Source organism: Bradyrhizobium sp. B025 (assembly GCF_042257955.1).
GTDB lineage: Bacteria > Pseudomonadota > Alphaproteobacteria > Rhizobiales > Xanthobacteraceae > Bradyrhizobium > Bradyrhizobium diazoefficiens.
The window spans coordinates 2,535,247-2,551,750 of record NZ_CP170150.1 but is presented as its reverse complement, the minus strand read 5'-3'; the positions used below and the strand labels follow the sequence as shown (position 1 = coordinate 2,551,750).

The 16,504-nt window shown below is 66.3% G+C and carries 13 protein-coding genes; 3 read left to right on the top strand and 10 right to left on the bottom strand.

Annotated features, from left to right (window positions below; genetic code table 11):
- Position 1: 1 nt before the first annotated feature.
- The 10 genes from ACE10W_RS11745 to hpaR all read right to left on the bottom strand — a co-directional run bounded on the left by ACE10W_RS11745 (position 2) and on the right by hpaR (position 13,520).
- Complete coding sequence (locus tag ACE10W_RS11745; protein WP_028172344.1) at positions 2-829, bottom strand: metal-dependent phosphohydrolase; 828 nt, start codon at positions 827-829, stop codon at positions 2-4.
- 315 nt (positions 830-1,144) lie between these two features.
- The gene (locus ACE10W_RS11740) at positions 1,145-2,023 is read right to left on the bottom strand and encodes a transglutaminase family protein (protein ID WP_304551683.1); all 879 of its coding nucleotides are present in this window, start codon (positions 2,021-2,023) and stop codon (positions 1,145-1,147) included.
- Positions 2,020-4,533 carry a circularly permuted type 2 ATP-grasp protein gene (locus tag ACE10W_RS11735; RefSeq protein ID WP_304551682.1) on the bottom strand — a complete coding sequence of 838 codons (2,514 nt, stop codon included), beginning with the start codon at positions 4,531-4,533 and terminating at the stop codon, positions 2,020-2,022. Before ACE10W_RS11735 ends, ACE10W_RS11740 begins: the two co-directional genes overlap by 4 nt.
- A gap of 27 nt (positions 4,534-4,560) precedes the next feature.
- Positions 4,561-7,830 carry a DUF2126 domain-containing protein gene (locus ACE10W_RS11730; RefSeq protein ID WP_304551681.1) on the bottom strand — a complete coding sequence of 1,090 codons (3,270 nt, stop codon included), beginning with the start codon at positions 7,828-7,830 and terminating at the stop codon, positions 4,561-4,563.
- Positions 7,831-8,124: 294 nt separating this feature from the next.
- On the bottom strand, positions 8,125-9,429 hold the full coding sequence (locus ACE10W_RS11725; protein WP_304551680.1) for a methyl-accepting chemotaxis protein: 1,305 nt from the start codon (positions 9,427-9,429) through the stop codon (positions 8,125-8,127).
- Positions 9,407-9,928, bottom strand: a complete 522-nt coding sequence (locus ACE10W_RS11720) for a PAS domain-containing protein (protein ID WP_304551679.1) — start codon at positions 9,926-9,928, stop codon at positions 9,407-9,409. Before ACE10W_RS11720 ends, ACE10W_RS11725 begins: the two co-directional genes overlap by 23 nt.
- A gap of 171 nt (positions 9,929-10,099) precedes the next feature.
- Positions 10,100-11,623, bottom strand: coding sequence for a UxaA family hydrolase (locus tag ACE10W_RS11715; protein ID WP_011085758.1), 1,524 nt, complete (start codon positions 11,621-11,623; stop codon positions 10,100-10,102).
- Positions 11,624-11,791: 168 nt separating this feature from the next.
- Entirely contained in the window at positions 11,792-12,568 is a 777-nt protein-coding gene (locus tag ACE10W_RS11710) for an HpcH/HpaI aldolase/citrate lyase family protein (protein WP_008549964.1), read from the bottom strand.
- A 115-nt stretch (positions 12,569-12,683) separates the two neighbouring features.
- Positions 12,684-12,875, bottom strand: a complete 192-nt coding sequence (locus ACE10W_RS11705; RefSeq protein ID WP_370204060.1) for a hypothetical protein — start codon at positions 12,873-12,875, stop codon at positions 12,684-12,686.
- A gap of 126 nt (positions 12,876-13,001) precedes the next feature.
- Positions 13,002-13,520, bottom strand: coding sequence for a homoprotocatechuate degradation operon regulator HpaR (gene hpaR / locus ACE10W_RS11700; RefSeq protein WP_304551676.1), 519 nt, complete (start codon positions 13,518-13,520; stop codon positions 13,002-13,004).
- Between the two features lie 111 nt (positions 13,521-13,631).
- Between hpaR and hpaH the strand changes: the two genes are divergently transcribed.
- The 3 genes from hpaH to hpaE are packed head-to-tail and all read left to right on the top strand — an operon-like array spanning position 13,632 to position 16,399.
- A complete protein-coding gene (gene hpaH / locus ACE10W_RS11695; RefSeq protein ID WP_304551674.1) occupies positions 13,632-14,438 on the top strand; it encodes a 2-oxo-hept-4-ene-1,7-dioate hydratase in 807 nt (268 codons plus the stop codon).
- A gap of 31 nt (positions 14,439-14,469) precedes the next feature.
- Complete coding sequence (locus tag ACE10W_RS11690; protein WP_304551672.1) at positions 14,470-14,868, top strand: 5-carboxymethyl-2-hydroxymuconate Delta-isomerase; 399 nt, start codon at positions 14,470-14,472, stop codon at positions 14,866-14,868.
- Positions 14,861-16,399: a 5-carboxymethyl-2-hydroxymuconate semialdehyde dehydrogenase gene (gene hpaE / locus ACE10W_RS11685; RefSeq protein WP_304551670.1), complete on the top strand. Its 1,539-nt coding sequence runs from the start codon at positions 14,861-14,863 to the stop codon at positions 16,397-16,399. The genes ACE10W_RS11690 and hpaE overlap by 8 nt, the downstream gene beginning before the upstream one ends.
- Positions 16,400-16,504: the final 105 nt, after the last annotated feature.

The following is a 16,504-nucleotide window of genomic DNA, read 5'->3' as shown; positions in this document are numbered from 1 at the left end:
GCTATTTCTGCGGGCCCGACAGCGAGATGTCGCGTTCGGCGCGGAACACGTTGCTGTAGAGGTTGGCGATCCACTGCCGGCCGATCTCGGTCTTGTTGAGGTAGCCGATCTCGGTCTGGATATGCGGTGCGACGCTGTTCCAATAGAACTGTGGATAGCGGTTCACGATGTCGGCGGGCGAGTCGTAGCCGAGTTGTCGGTTCATGCCGACCTCCTCGAACTCGTAATAGAGCGCGTTGGCCTTGCGCAAATAGTTGGGATCGCCGAGCTGGCCGATGAAGTCGGCGGCGCGCAGGATCGAGGCCTCGTCGTCATAGTCCTGGCCTTCCCGGGCCGGAAACCGCGTGCCCTCGATGGCGCGGGCAATGCGTTCCGGATCGAGTCCGGGAATATGTCGCAGCCGCCGCGTCACGTAAAGCTTCGACCGATCGACGTGATACATCATCAAGCTGGCATCCGATGCGCCGCGCGGCAAACAAATCTTGGTGTCGGCGGCATCGATCACGAAGCCGTCGACGTCATCCTCCTCGAACAGGCCGCGCACATAGCCGATGTCGTGGGCAAGGCAGGCGATCAGGATATGGACGTAATCCGCGGCCGACAGATGCGTATGAAGACTTCGGCCACTGAGGATGGAATGGCCGGCCAGCGTCACCAGCATCGTATGCTCGATATTGTGATAGAGCGCATCGCTATTGCCGATGCATTCCATCGCGGTGCGGGTCGCGCTCTCGACGATACTTGCAGAAGTCTCATCGTACCGGCGACGCATGAACGTACCGAGCAACTTCTCCAGGGATTCGGCCGCCAGCCTCGGTAACGTGATCATGGATGCAGCCCCGCTTGTCGGTGGTGTTCCACGCCAACTCCCCACGTCTCATTCATGTCCTCGACGCAAAGGCCAGCATAGCCCATCTTTTGCCGGGTGACCAAATCCCGGAACAAAAATACGGAAATATGTTGCGTTGCGCGCTGCGACATCGCGTTTGCGGTCACGGCGCGATACACCCGGGGCGGGCCCGGCAGGACTGCGGCCGCCCAACACAAATCAAATTCGCTTTATCGGATGTTGACAAGAGACCACGGGAACGGGCCGCCGCCTGGCGCATGCGCCTGCATCGTCCTGGACGGCGGAGACCCGCGGTCATTCCACCAGCAGCACGTCGACGGCGACGCCGAGCTTCTGCTTCGGCGAACCGACGATAATGCCATCGACCGGGGAGACGTCGGAGAAGTCGCGCGCGACCGCGAGCACGATATGGTCGCCAGCGACCAGAAGATCGTTGGTCGGATCGAAATCGACCCAGCCCAGCTCCGTCCCGCACCACAGCGACACCCAGGCGTGGGTGGCGTCGGCGCCTTGCAGCCGCGGCTGGCCCGGCGGCGGGATGGTGCGCAAATAGCCGCTGACATAGGCCGCCGGCAGGCCGAGCCCGCGCAGCCCTGCGATCATCACATGGGCAAAGTCCTGGCAGACGCCGTGCCGCTTGTCGAAGACCTCGTTGAGCGGCGTCGAGATCACTGTCGCCTTGGGATCGTAGCGAAACTGGTTGCGGATGCGGTGCATGAGATCGACCGCCCCTTTGAGGATGCCCTCGCCGGGTGGAAAGCTCTCCGCCGCATAGGCGCTGACCGGACGCAGCACCGGCACCAGCGGACTCGCAAAGACGTAGCCGACCGGCGATGACGGCCCGAGGCTGGTTGCCTCGAACGCGATGTCGCGGATGCTCTCCCAGGCCGGGCTGACAGCATCGCGCGCCGGCGGCTGGCGCGAGACGGCGACGCGCGAGCGCGAGTCGATGCGCAAATTGCGATGCGCGGCTTCGATCACCACGCTCTCGGTCAGCGTGCCGAAGAAGTCGCGGCGGATATTGCGCTCGGACGGGCGCGGACGGATCTCGACCTGGTGCGAGATCAGTTCCTGACCGCTGCCGCTCTTCGGCTCCAGCCGCAGCGTGCAGCGGGCGAAGCTGACCGGACTCTCGTATTCGTAGGTGGTGACGTGACGGATGTCGTAGATCACGCCAGCCCCGTCAGCTTTTCCGGCCGGCTGGCATTGGGGCCATGCGGGAAGTAGTGCAGCCCGATCGCCTCGGCGAGGCTGAGCAGATCCTGCTCCAGCGAGAACAGCGTCTTGACCTCGAGCTTCTCGGCCTCGGCCGTCGCCAGCATCGCCTGCACCGCCACCGCGAGCCGTTGCGGCTGCTCGATCAGGCCGTGCTCCTTCAGGCTCGGCAGCGCCGCGATGTGCTCGTTCAGCGTCGCCACCTGGAACGCGACCGAACGCGGGTTGAAGCCGTCGAGCACCGCGAGGTCGCGCACCGGCGCCAGGATCGGCGCCAGCAGATAGCGCGAGCGGTAGGTGATCTGGGAATCCACCAGCGTCAGCAGGATGTCGAGATCCTCGTCGCCGGCCTCGTCATAGGCGAACTGGCGCGCGAATCGCGCCGTGTTGATGGCGCGCTCGGTGCGGCGGCCGATGTCGAGGAAGCGCCAGCCGGCGGCGCGGTTCATGTTCTCCTGCGCAAGGCCGGCAAAGCTCGCCAGTTCCTGCAAGGTCAGCTCGGCCGCGCTCAGCACGCTGTCGTCGTCCTCGACCTCGTAGGCGAGGCGCTCAGCCATCTCGGTGATGACCTGCCAGGCATCGGGCGACAGCCGCTCGCGCAGGGAGGTCGCGGTGCGCTGCGCCGCGCGCACCAGCGACAAGGCCGAGCCGAAGCGCTCCGCGCTCTGCAACGCCTCGGCGGCGATCCGCCCGGGGGCCGCGCGCGAGGTCTGCGAGATCGCGCCCCAGGCCACCAGCAGGCGCTGGATGCGTTCGGCCGATTGCAGCGAGGCCGCGGTGCCCTTGTTGGGCCCGCTCGGCGAGCCCAGCGCGCGCACCAGCCGCAGGGTCGCCTCGGCGCGCTCGAGATAGCGGCCGAGCCAGAACAGATTGTCGGCGGCGCGGCTCGGCAGCACGCCGGCGATGCGGCGGATCCGCACCTTGTCGGTCGCGGGCAGCAGCGTCGCGGTCGAGACCTGCTTGCCCGAGACGACCCAGACGTCGGCGGCGCGGGCGCCGTCGCCCATCGACACCGCGCGCGCATCGGCCTGCTCGGCGATGCGGCAGAAGCCGCCGGGCATGATGGCCCAGCCGTCAGGCGTGGCGGCTGCGAACACGCGCAGCACGAAGGGGCGCGGCGTGATCTGGCCCTGCTCCCACACCGGCATGGTCGAGAGCCGCACCACCTCCTGGCCGACATAGTCCATGCCGCGTGCGCCGATGGCGTCGATCAGGCGCTGGCGTCCGGCGGCGTCGAGCTCGCTCGCCAGCACCGGACCGTTGCTGTCGAAGCCGGGAACGCCGCGGCGGTAGGCGCCCTCGATCGCGACCTCGTCGAGCCGCGACAACACCTCGTCGCGCGCGATGCGCTGGCCGCACCACCAGGTCGCGATGTGCGGCATCTTCAGCTCTTCGCCGAGCAGGCGGCGGCTGAGCGCCGGCAGGAAGCCGAGCAGCGCCCGCGCCTCCAGCACGCCGGAGCCCGGCATGTTGGCGACGACGACGCCGTCCTTGCGCAGCACGTCGATCAGGCCGGGCACCCCCAGCCGCGAAGACGCATCGAGCTCGAGCGGATCGAGCGAGTTGGAATCGACGCGGCGGAGCAGCACGTCGAGCCGCTTCAGGCCGGCGACGGTGCGGATGTGGATGCGGTTGTCGCTGACTGCGAGATCGTCGCCCTCGACCAGGAGGAAGCCGAGATAGCGCGCCAGCGTCGCGTGCTCGAAATAAGTCTCGCTGAAGCTGCCGGGCGTGAGCACGCCGATCCTGGGCTCGTCACGGTCGGCGCGTGCGCGAAGACTGTCGCGAAACGCCTCGAAGAACGGCGCGACGCGCGGCACGTTCATCGACTTGTAGAGATCAGAGAAGGCGCGCGAGAGCACCAGGCGGTTCTCCAGCGCATAGCCCGCGCCTGAGGGCGCCTGCGTGCGATCGCCGAGCACCCACCAGCGACCGTCGGGCCCGCGGCCGACATCGGCGGCGTAGAGCGAGAGATAGCGCCCGCCCGGCGGCGGCACGCCGCAGACGGGACGGAGATATTCGGGACTGCCGGCGATCGCGGCCGCCGGCAGCGCGCCTTCCGCGACCAGCCGGCCCTCGCCATAGATGTCGCGCAGCACGAGCTCGAGCAGCTCGGCGCGCTGGGTGATGCCGTCGCAAAGCTGCTTCCAGTCGGCCTCGTCGATAAGCAGCGGCAGATGGCTGAGCGACCACGGCCGGTCGGCACTGTCGCCGGGGGCGCGGTAGGTGACGCCGGCCTCGCGGAGGTGGCGGTCGGCCATGCCGAACCGCCGCTCGATCTCGTCGGGCGCAAGCGCGCCGAAGGCATCGAAGAAGCGGCTCCAGACCGCGCGCGGGGCGCCGTCGGGCCCCAGGAACTCGTCGGGAATGCCGGGCAGGCGGCTATAGTCGCGGACCCATTGCGCGAGCCGGCGCTGGCTTTGCGCCTTACCCGCCTTGTCGTCCTCTTCGGCTGCGCCCTCGCCCATGCGCCTCTCCCTGCCCCACCCTCATACTCATTGCAGGAGCGGGGTTCGCAAGTCGAGGGTCAGCGGAAACTCATTTGTGCGTTCCTCGGGCGGCGGCTGCATCGGCCCCGGCGTATGGCCATGGTCCTGGAAGCGCGCCAGCCGCCGCGCCTCGGCCTCATAGGTGTTGACCGGCTTCGTGTCGTAGCTGCGCCCGCCCGGATGGGCGACGTGATAGACGCAGCCGCCGAGCGAGCGGCCGTTCCAGGTGTCGATCAGGTCGAAGGTCAGGGGCGCGTGAACCGGAATGGTCGGGTGCAGGCCGGAGGCCGGCTGCCAGGCCTTGAAGCGGACGCCGGCCACGGCCTCCGAGGAGCGACCGGTCGAGGTCATCGGCAGGCGGCGGCCGTTGCAGGTCACGATGTGGCGGCCCTCGACGAAACCCTCCGCCTTGACCTGGAGGCGCTCGACCGACGAGTCGACATAGCGCACGGTGCCGCCGGCCGACCCCTCCTCGCCGAGCACATGCCAAGGCTCCAGCGCCTGGCGCAATTCCAGCGTCACGCCGCCATGATGGACGCGGCCGAAGGCGGGGAAGCGGAATTCGAGCTGGGCCAGATACCATTCCGGCTCGAACGGATAGCCGAACTGCTTCAGCTCGGAGAGCACGTCCAGGAAGTCTTCCCAGATGAAATGCGGCAGCATGAAACGGTCATGCAGCGCCGTGCCCCAGCGCACGAACTTGCCTGCCTGCGGCTCGCGCCAGAACTTTGCGATCAGCGCGCGGATCAGGAGCTGCTGCGCCAGCGACATGCGCGGATCGGGCGGCATTTCGAGCGCGCGGAATTCGACGAGGCCGAGCCGCCCCGTCGGACCATCGGGCGAATAGAGCTTGTCGATGCAGATCTCGGCGCGGTGGGTGTTGCCGGTGATGTCGACGAGCAGATGCCGGAACAGCCGGTCCACCAGCCACAGCGGCGTCTGGTAGCCCGGCGGCGGCACGTGCGAGAGCGCGATCTCGAGCTCGTAGATGCTGTCGTGCCGGGCCTCGTCGATGCGCGGCGCCTGGCTGGTCGGGCCGATGAAGAGGCCGGAGAAGAAGTAGGACAGAGACGGATGCCGCTGCCAGTGCAAGACCAGACTCTTCAGCAGATCGGGCCGGCGCAGGAACGGCGAGTCCTGAGGTGAGGAGCCGCCGACCACGACGTGATTGCCGCCGCCGGTGCCGGTGTGGCGGCCGTCCACCAGGAAGCGGTTGGCGCCGAGGCGAACCTTCGCCGCGTCCTCATAGAGGCCGGAGGTGATGTCGACCGCGTCGCGCCAGCTCTTGGCCGGCTGGATGTTGATCTCGATGACGCCGGGATCGGGCGTCACCTTGATGACCTCGATGCGCGGGTCGAACGGCGGCGGATAGCCCTCGACATGGACCTGGAGCTGCATCTCCTCGGCGGTCGCTTCGAGCGCCGCGACGAGTTCGAGATAATCCTCGATCCGCTCGACCGGCGGCATGAAGGCGCAGAGCACGCCGTCGCGGACCTCGACCGACATCGCGGTGCGCACCGGGATCGACGTGTTGAGATGCTCGGGCGCGACCCGCGGCGGCGCTTCCGGGCGCGCCGCGAGGGTGAACACCGGCAGCTTGCCCCGCGCCTCCATCGGGTCGCGCTCGATGATGTAGGGATATTGGTTCGGCGGGACGTAGCCGAGCGAACCGATCGGCAGACGCAGGCCGAGCGGGGAATCGCCCGGCGTCAGGAACAGATGATTGCGCCGCAACGTCCAGCGCTCGCTGCGCCAGCGCGGCGGCGCGTTCCAGCGCTGCACCGGCAGCACGAAGCCGCGCGGGGTGTTGAGGCCCTGCTCGAACACCCGCGCGATCCGCGCACGTGCCTCCGGATCGGACAATTTGGAGTCGGTCGGATCGACGTTGACGGGAAGCTCGGCCTCCTTCTGAAGCCAGAGTGCGGTGTCTTCATAGGCCGGCATGATGTAGCCGGGATCGAGCCCAAGCCGCAGCGCCGCGCCCTCCATGAAGGCCTCAGCGTCCTTCGCCCGGGCCGGCCGCGGATTCTCGATCTTGGCGATCAGGTCGACATTCTTCCAGATCGGCACGCCGTCCTTGCGCCAGTAGAGGCCGAAGGCCCAGCGCGGCAGGCTCTCGCCCGGGTACCATTTGCCCTGGCCGTAATGCAGAAGCCCGCCCGGCGCGAAGCGCGTGCGCAGGCGGCGGATCAGATCGTCGCCGAGCGCGCGCTTGGTCGGGCCGACGGCCTCCGTGTTCCACTCCCCCGCCTCGAGATCGTCGACCGAGACGAAGGTCGGCTCGCCGCCCATCGTGAGCCGCACGTCCGCGCTCGCGAGATCGCCGTCGACCTGCTCGCCGAGATCGTTGAGCCGCGCCCAGGATTCGTCGGAGAACGGCTTGGTGATGCGCGGCGCCTCGCGGATGCGCTTCACGCTCATGTCGAAGGCGAACTCGACCTCGGCAAAGCCGGCACCGCCGGAGATCGGCGCGGCCGAGCGATAATGCGGCGTGGCGGCCACCGGGATATGCCCCTCGCCCGCCAGCATGCCGGAGGTGGCGTCGAACCCGATCCAGCCCGCGCCCGGCAGGTAGACCTCGGCCCAGGCGTGCAGGTCGGTAAAGTCGTTCTCGACCTCGGGCGGTCCCTCGATCGGATCGATGTCGGGACGGATCTGGATCAGGTAGCCGGAGACGAAGCGGGCGGCGAGCCCGAGATGACGCAGAGTCTGGATCAGGAGCCAGGCGGAGTCGCGGCACGAGCCGGCGCCAGAGGAGAGCGTCTCCTCCGGCGTCTGCACGCCGGGCTCCATGCGGATGATGTAGCGGACGTGTTTCTGAAGCTCGCGATTGAGATCGACCAGGAAGTTGACGGTGTTCGGGGCTTCATGCGGGATCGTGTCGAGAAATTTTGCGAACAGGCGATCCGGCTTGACGGTCTCGAGATAGGGCGCCAGCTCCGTCTTCAGGTCCTTGGGATATTCGAACGGGAAGCTGTCGGCATAGGGCTCGACGAAGAAGTCGAACGGGTTGACCACGGTCATCTGCGCCGTGAAATCGACCTCGAATTTCAGCTCGGTCGTCTTCTCCGGAAAAACGTAGCGCGCCAGCCAGTTGCCCTGCGGATCCTGCTGCCAGTTCACGAAATGGTTGGCCGGCGTGACCTTGAGCGAATAGCTCAGGATCGGCGTGCGCGTGTGCGGCGCCGGCCGCAGACGGATGGTCTGCGGACCAAGATCGATCGGGCGGTCGTATTTGTAGTGCGTGACGTGGTGTAACGCGACGTAGATCGACACGGGGTACGGTGCTCCAGCAGCTTTTTTGAGCAGAACACCTGACGCCAGTGCGATCAAGCACTAACAACGGGCAGACCGTGCCTAGGAAGTATCCGTCGTTGCCCCGTAGGCCTGGACGGAGCGAAGCGTAATCCGAGCTACACGGGCAGTATCGTAGGGTGGGCGAAGCGAAGCGTGCCCACCGCTTTCGTCGTGTGGATCGATGGTGGGCACGGCGCAAGATCGCCTTTGCCCACCCTACGAACGTGGATGCCCGGGACAAGCCCGGGCATGACGACCTCTTGTAGGGTGACGCTACGCCGCGGACGTCAGCCGCTGCAGGAACTGCGTGACCTCGCGCTTGAGCGTCTCGACCTCGCCATGGACGCGTTCGGAGGCGCTGTTGACGCGGCTTGCAACCCGCCCCGTGTCGGCGGCGGCCTCGCTGATACCTGTCACGTTGGAGGAGACCTGGGAGGTGCCGGCCGACGCCTCCTGGACGTTGTGGGCGATCTCGCGGGTGGCAAGACCTTGCTGCTCGATCGCGGTCGCGATCGAAGCGGTGATCCCGTCGATCTCGGCGATGGTCTGCGCGATCGCCTCGACCGCTGCGACCGAATTGGTCGTCGATTGCTGCATCTCGCCGACCTTGGCGCTGATCTCCTCGGTCGCCTTCGCGGTCTGGTTGGCGAGGCTCTTGACCTCGGAGGCCACCACCGCGAAGCCGCGACCGGCCTCGCCCGCACGCGCCGCCTCGATCGTGGCGTTGAGCGCCAGGAGGTTGGTCTGCTCGGCGATCTCGCTGATCAGCTTGACGACGTCGCCGATCCGCATCGCCGCATCCGCAAGCGTGCGGATCTCGCTGCCGGCGCGATTGGCTTCGTTCACGGCGCGTCCGGTGCTCGCGGTCGAGCCGGTCACCTGACGGCCGATCTCGGCAATCGAGGACGCAAGCTGTTCGGCTGCGCCGGCGACGGTGGCGACGTTGCGCGAGGCATGATCGGACGCACTGAGCACGCCGGAGGTCTGCCGGCTGGTCTTCTCGGCCGCCGCCGCCATCTGGCCGGCGTCGGATTCGAGATCAGTCGCGGCACCCATGAGGGTGCCGGCCACCTGGTCGAGATGCGTGCCGAACTGCTGTGCGAGGTCCGCGATCTCGACGACCCTGCGGCCGAGACTGTCGGTGCCGGAATTGATGACGGCGGCCGAACGGCGGAACGAGCCGGGCAATCCGCGCGCCAGGATCTTGCGGAAATACTTGCCGCGGCTGGCATACTCCATCGACGCCGAGGCTTCACGCAGATAGGCGTCGGTGATGTCGAGCATGTCGTTGACCGACTTCTGGATAGCGCCGATCCGCCCGGCCTGACGGTCGCTCAGGATGCGCGCCTCGAGATCGCCGCGCGCCGCCTTGCGGCACACATCCGCGACCTCATCGACGGCCACCGCCGTGCGACGCTGGCACCAGACGGCATAGCCGAGCAGCGCGACCGTCGCGCCTGACAGCGCCGCACTGATGATTCCAGTCACACCGAGAAGCGAGAGTCCGAAGGCAACGACGGCAAGGATACACGCGAGCGCGGTCGCTCCCTGCGCCTTAGAGAGAGAGCACAAATTCATCGTAACCGATACCTTGTTGCTTGAGCAGGCCGACCATCGCATCGAAGCTCGCATGCATGCCGTCCCTGGCATTGGCATGCCGCGCTTCTTCCGCGCACAGCGTCTTGTAGATCGGCTTGATGCGCTCGACCTGCGCCGGATCCGGTTTGCGACGGTTGGAGTGATAGCCGACGATATTGCCGCGTTCGTCGAACGTCGGCGTGACGTGGGCGAACACCCAGTAATGACTGCCGTCCTTCGCCAGGTTGACGACGTAGGCGAAGATCTCCTGCTTGGACTGAAGCGTGTCCCAGAGTAGCTTGAAGACGCAGCGCGGCATGTCGGGGTGGCGGATCAGGCTATGGGGGGCGCCCATCAGCTCGGCATAGCTGTATTTCGCCATGCGGATGAAAATGTCGTTGGCGTAGGTGATGCGGCCCTTGAGGTCGGTCTTCGATACGATCAGCTCCTCCTCACCGAGGAGATTTTCCACGCCAGTCGGCCGTATCGCACGCGTCATCGTTGACGACTCCTCACGAAGGGCAGCGCCCTCGAAGGAGTCGCCCGCATCACCTCACGATTACGGTGCGAAATGTTAATCCCGAGTGACCGCAGGAGCTCCTGCGGTCATATGACACCTACGTATGACTACTTAGGTGTCCGCGTCCTGCAGCGAGGTGCATCAGCACCGCTACATCGTCGCGCCCAGCACCCAGGGCGCGAACTCGGCGCCGCCGAAATCGAAGCTCTCGCTCTTGGTCGGCTGTCCCGAGGCCGTCTTGAGGATGAGCTCGAAGATGCGCTGGCCGCATTGCTCGACGCTCTCCTCGCCCTCGAGGATGGTGCCGCAATTGACGTCCATGTCCTCTTCCATGCGCTTGTACATGGGCGTGTTGGTGGCGAGCTTGATCGACGGCGCCGGCTTGCAGCCGAACACGCTGCCGCGGCCGGTGGTGAAGCAGACCAGATTGGCGCCGCCGGCGACCTGCCCGGTCGCCGCGACGGGATCGTAGCCGGGCGTGTCCATGAACACGAAACCCTTCTTGGTGATGGGCTCGGCGTAGCGCAGCACCTCGACGAGGTTGGTGGTACCGGCCTTGGCCATCGCGCCGAGCGACTTTTCCAGAATGGTGGTGAGGCCGCCGGCCTTGTTGCCGGGGCTCGGATTGGCGTTCATCTCGGCGCCTTCGCGCTCGGTGTACGCGTCCCACCAGCGCATGAGATCGACCAGCTTCTCGCCGACCTCGCGGCTGACGGCGCGGCGGGTGAGCAGGTGCTCGGCGCCGTAGGTCTCCGGCGTCTCCGACAGGATCACGGTGCCGCCGTGGCGCACGATGAGATCGCTGGCGGCGCCGAGCGCCGGGTTGGCCGATACTCCGGAATAGCCGTCGGAGCCGCCGCATTGCAGGGCCACGGTGAGCTCGCTTGCCGGCACCGTTTCGCGCTTCACCTTGTTGGCGTCGGCGAGCGCCTCGCGCACGAAGGCAATCCCCGCCTCCACCGTCTTGCGGGTGCCGCCGACCTCCTGGATGTCCATCGCGCGCAGGCGGCCGGCGAGCTTCTGCTCCTCCATGAGGCCGCCGATCTGGTTCACCTCGCAGCCGAGGCCGAGCACGATGACGTGGGAGAAATTGACGTGGCGCGCGTAGCCGCCGAGCGTGCGGCGGAGCAGCGCCAGCGGCTCGTTCTGCGTCATGCCACAGCCGGTCTTGTGCGTCAGCGCGACCACGCCGTCGACGTTGGGGAAATCGGCCAGCGGGTTGTCGCCGCTGAAGGGGTTCTTCTTGAAGACGTCGGCGACGAGGCTCGCGACATGCGCGCTGCAATTCACCGAGGTGAGGATGCCGATATAGTTGCGCGTGGCGACGCGGCCGTCCGGGCGGCGGATGCCTTCGAAGGTCGCCGGCAGGTCGAAGTTCGGCGTCGGCTTGACGTCGGCGCAATAGGCATAGTCCTTGGCGAAATCGCCCATGCCGCAATTCTGGGTGTGCACGTGCTGGCCGGGCGCGATCGGCACCGTGGCAAAGCCGATGATCTGGCCGTAGCGCTTGATCGGCTCGCCCACCGCGATCGGCTTGATCGCGACCTTGTGGCCGGAGGGAATGCGTTCGACCGTCGTCACGCCGTCGGCCACCGCTGTTCCAGGCGGCAGGCTGGCGCGCGCGATCAGCACGCCATCATCGGGATGCAGGCGGATGGCGGGGCTGATGGTCATCAGAGGTCTCCTTAGGTCTTCAAAGTATCGTGCCCCGGACGCTGCGCAGCGCGAAGCGGTGCGCTGCAGATCCGGGGCCCAGTTGTTACGTCATGTACTTCACTGGCTTCTGGGTCCCGGCTCTGCGAAGCGGCGCTAGGCGCCGCATCGCGTCCGGGACACGAGAGATCAGGCCTTGCCGCCCGAATCCTTGCGGGTCGCATTCACCTGCATCTTGGCGTAGGTCGTCATCAGGCCGACCTCGTTCGACAGCGTCACGAGCTTGAAGCCCATGTTGATGGCGCGCGCCGCGCCTTCGGCGCCGCTGCAATGGATGCCCGGGTTGAGGCCGCGCTTGCCGCACTCCTTGATGATCTTCTCGTAGATCGCGAGGATCTCCGGTTCGCTGCGGTCGAGCTTCGGCTCGAGACCGTAGGAGAAGCCGAGATCGGACGGGCCGATATAGACGCCGTCGATGCCCTCGACGTCGAGGATCGCTTCCATGTTCTCGACCGCGGTCTTGGTCTCCATCATCGGCAGCAGAATGGTGTCGGCGTTCGCCGTCTTCTGGTAGGAGCCCGCGGTACCGTACATGCCGGCGCGGATCGGGCCGTTGGAGCGCACGCCCTGCGGCGGATATTTCGAATAGGAGACGAGGTTCCTGGCTTCCTGGGGCGTGTTGACCATCGGGCAGATCACGCCATAGGCGCCGCCGTCGAGCACCTTGCCGATGATGCCGGGCTCGTTCCAGGGCACGCGGACCATCGGGGTCACCGGATGCTTGTCCATGGCCTGGAAGCACTGCACCATCGACAGATAGTCCTGCACGCCGTGCTGCATGTCGACCGTGACGCTGTCGAAGCCGCATTGCGCGATCATCTCGGCCGAGAAGCCGGAGGGAATCGCGAGCCATGCGTTGACCACGGCCTTGCCCGACTTCCAGATTTCCTTGACCTTGTTCGCCACGTTGCCTTCCTTCTTTGTTGTTTGGGCCGTCGTCACCATGACGAGCGCCGCGACAGCACGGCCCCGCTGTTAGCGCGAACCGGAGCGCCGCGCTACGCTCGCAATGACGCAAGACCTATGCAGTCGCCCTCTGGATGCTGACTTCGCTGACGCCGACCTCGCGGGCGGTATTCACTATCGCCGCCCGGGTGTCATCCGGCAAGGGGATGCCGTTTTGGGTGCGCTGGATGCGGGTTTTCCGCCCGGGATCGCCGGGAATCAGCACCTGATCGAGCCCTGCTACCGGCTTGAAGTCGACATGGCGCAAGACCTCTGCATCGAACACATGGGAGGTATGGACCGCCTTGGGGATCGACAGGGAAGGCCAGCATGCCGTCGGCAAACCGCCGGCCGCAGGAGGTGGCCCCGGTTCCGGTCAGCGCGCCCCCGGCCCTCACTCCTCGGCACTTGCCTCGTTGCCGGCGCCGAGCCCCGCAAGACTCTGTTCGAGTTCGCCGAGCATCTCCTGCAATTCGGCGAGCTTGCGGGCGCCGAAGCGGCTGGTGATCTCGGCGTAGATCGCCTCCGACGTCGGCGCGACGGAGGCCATCAGCTTCACGCCCTCCTTCGAGATCGAGACCATGCTGCGGCGCTGGTCCGCCTTCGCAATCTTGCGCTCGATCAGATTGCGCGCCTCGAGATCGCGCAGGATGCGCGACAGGCTCGGCCCGAGCAGAAACGCCGTGCGCGCGAGTTCCGTGACCTCTGCGGCGTCGATGGCCGCCAACGCACGCAGGATGCGCCATTGCTGCTCGGTCAGGCCGTGCTCGCGCAGCGAGGGACGAAACTGCCGCATCACCGCCTCTCGCGCGCGCAAGAGCGACATCGGCAGCGAGCGCGAGAAATCGCGCATCGGAACCTGCCGTGCGGCAGGCGCGCTAGCGTTGGCGGGATCGGCCGGTCTCTTCGTCATGACGCCCTTTCAAGCCGCAAAATGTTTGCAGTGCAGCACGGCCAGATTCTGTTTGACGCATTCACTTAACATGTTAAGTATCTCCCCGCACCACGATTTGTCAGATCACAGATGGCGCTTTCCAACGACGATATCCAAGCTTGCGCGAGACGTCTGCACCAGGCGGAGAAGACCCGCACGCAGATCCGGCAGCTCTCGCAGGATTTCCCTGGCATCACCATCACTGACGCCTACGCGATTCAGAAGGCCTGGGTCGACGTCAAGATCGCCGAGGGGCGCCTCGTCAAGGGCCACAAGATCGGCCTGACCTCGAAGGCGATGCAGAGTGCGCTCAACATCGACGAGCCGGATTCCGGCGTGCTGCTCGACGACATGTTCTTCGCTGACGGCGGCCTGGTCCCGACCGAGCGCTTCATCGCGACGCGCGTCGAGGCCGAGCTCGCCTTCGTCATGAGCAAGCGCCTCGCGGGGCCTGATAGCACGATGTTCGACGTGCTCAACGCCACCGATTTCGTGGTGCCGGCGCTGGAGATCCTGGACACGCGGATCGAGCGCGTTGATCCCAAGACCAAAGCCACGCGAAAAATCTTCGACACCATCGCCGACAATGCGGCGAATGCCGGCATCGTGCTCGGCGGCCGGCCGATCCGCCCGCTGGAGGCCGATCTGCGCTGGATCGGCGCGCTGTGTTTCAAGAACGGCCAGTTGGAAGAGACCGGCCTTGCCGCGGGCGTGCTCAATCATCCCGCCACCGCCGTGGCCTGGCTTGCCAACAAGATCGCGCCGCTCGGCCTTGCGCTGGAGCCCGGCCAGGTCGTGCTCGCCGGCTCCTTCATCCGTCCGATCGAGACCCGCAAGGGCGACACAATTCAGGCCGATTATGGCGCCTACGGCTCGGTGAGCTGCTACTTCGCCTAGGCGAACAAAAAAGACAGGGAGTGAAACCGCCATGCCGCATTTCACGATCGAGTATTCGGCCAATCTCGATGGCCGCCTCGACATCGGCGCGGTCTGCGAAGTGGTGCGCAAGGCGGCGGTGGAGACCGGCATCTTCCCGCTCGGGGGCATCCGCGTCCGCGCTGTCAGGTGTGAGCATTATGCGATCGCGGATAACAGGCAGGACTACGGCTTTCTCGACATGGTGCTGCGCATCGGTGAGGGCCGCGACCTCCCCACCCGCAAGACAGCCGGCGAGCACGTCTTCCAGGCCCTCTCGCGGCATCTCGATCCCGTCTTCGCCGCCAGCAAGTTCGCCCTCTCGTTCGATATGCAGATCAACGACAAGGACACCAGCTGGAAGCGCAACAACATCCACGACGCCCTGAAAGTGGAGGCCGCCCATGGATAAGCCCACCCCGAAAGCCGATGTGTTCCAGGCCAACCGCGACCGCGTCGCGCCGCTCTTGAAGACGCTGCGCGCCGACGGCATCGGCCACATGATCGACGGCGAGATCGTCCCCTCGATTTCAGGCGAGACCTTCGAGACCAAGTCGCCGGTCGATGGCGCTGTGCTCGCGAGCGTCGCGCGCGGCAATGCCGAGGATATCGATCGCGCGGCAACCGCCGCAGCGCTCGCCTTCAAGTCGTGGCGCGAGATTGGGCCCGCGATGCGGAAGAAGCTGCTGCATCGCGTGGCTGATGCCATCGAGGACAATGCCGACGACATCGCCGTGCTGGAATGCATCGACACCGGGCAGGCCTATCGCTTCATGGCCAAGGCCGCGATCCGCGCCGCCGAGAATTTTCGCTTCTTCGCCGACAAATGCGCGGAAGCCCGCGACGGCCAGAACATGCCGAGCGATGAGCACTGGAACGTCTCGACCCGCGTGCCGATCGGCCCGGTCGGCGTGATCACGCCGTGGAACACGCCGTTCATGCTCTCGACCTGGAAGATCGCCCCTGCGCTGGCCGCCGGCTGCACCGTCGTGCACAAGCCGGCGGAGTGGTCGCCAGCGACGGCCGCCATTCTCGCAAGACTTGTCAAGGAAGCCGGCGTCCCCGACGGCGTGCTCAACACCGTGCACGGCTTCGGTGAAGAGGCCGGCAAGGCGCTGACCGAGCATCCCGCCATCAAGGCGATCGGCTTTGTCGGCGAGAGCGCGACCGGCTCGGCAATCATGGTTCAGGGTGCACCGACCTTGAAGCGCGTGCATTTCGAGCTCGGCGGCAAGAACCCGGTGATCGTGTTCGACGATGCCGATCTCGACCGCGCGCTCGATGCCGTCGTGTTCATGATCTACTCGCTCAATGGCGAGCGCTGCACCTCGTCGAGCCGGCTGCTGATCCAGCAAAGCATCGCGGAACAGTTCGTGGAGAAGCTGACCGCGCGCGTGAAGGCGCTGAAGGTCGGCCACCCCCTCGATCCCTCAACCGAGATCGGACCGCTGATCCACGAGCGGCATCTGGCAAAAGTCTGCTCCTATTTCGACGTCGCGCGGAAGGACGGCGCGACCATTGCGGTCGGCGGCAAGGCCTATGACGGCCCCGGCGGCGGACATTATGTCGAGCCGACGCTGGTCACTGGCGCGCATGGCAAGATGCGCGTCGCGCAGGAAGAGGTGTTCGGCCCCTTCCTCACCGTGCTGCCCTTCAAGGACGAAGCCGACGCGATCGAGATCGCCAACGACATCCGCTACGGCCTGACCGGCTATGTCTGGACCAACGACGTCGGCCGCGCATTGCGCGTCGCCGACGCGCTGGAGGCCGGCATGATCTGGCTGAACTCGGAAAACGTCCGCCATCTGCCGACGCCGTTCGGCGGCATGAAGGCCTCGGGCATCGGCCGCGACGGCGGCGACTACTCGTTCGACTTCTACATGGAAACCAAGCACGTCTCGCTGGCGCGGGGCACACACAAGATTCAGAAACTGGGAACTTAGGGAAACGGTCATTCCGGGGCGCGAAGCGAGCCCGGAATCCATTCATCCACCAACTCTGCTGCGCGATGGATTCCGGGTTCGGCTCTGCGAGCCGCCCCGCAATGA

Excerpts from the sequence above, each read along its gene's own strand:
- hpaE (WP_304551670.1), top strand. The coding sequence starts at position 14,861 with ATGGATAAGCCCACCCCGAAAGCCGATGTGTTCCAGGCCAACCGCGAC.
- ACE10W_RS11725 (WP_304551680.1), bottom strand. The coding sequence starts at position 9,429 with ATGAATTTGTGCTCTCTCTCTAAGGCGCAGGGAGCGACCGCGCTCGCG.
- hpaH (WP_304551674.1), top strand. The coding sequence starts at position 13,632 with ATGGCGCTTTCCAACGACGATATCCAAGCTTGCGCGAGACGTCTGCAC.
- ACE10W_RS11690 (WP_304551672.1), top strand. The coding sequence starts at position 14,470 with ATGCCGCATTTCACGATCGAGTATTCGGCCAATCTCGATGGCCGCCTC.
- ACE10W_RS11720 (WP_304551679.1), bottom strand. The coding sequence starts at position 9,928 with ATGACGCGTGCGATACGGCCGACTGGCGTGGAAAATCTCCTCGGTGAG.
- ACE10W_RS11745 (WP_028172344.1), bottom strand. The coding sequence starts at position 829 with ATGATCACGTTACCGAGGCTGGCGGCCGAATCCCTGGAGAAGTTGCTC.
- ACE10W_RS11735 (WP_304551682.1), bottom strand. The coding sequence starts at position 4,533 with ATGGGCGAGGGCGCAGCCGAAGAGGACGACAAGGCGGGTAAGGCGCAA.
- hpaR (WP_304551676.1), bottom strand. The coding sequence starts at position 13,520 with ATGACGAAGAGACCGGCCGATCCCGCCAACGCTAGCGCGCCTGCCGCA.
- ACE10W_RS11715 (WP_011085758.1), bottom strand. The coding sequence starts at position 11,623 with ATGACCATCAGCCCCGCCATCCGCCTGCATCCCGATGATGGCGTGCTG.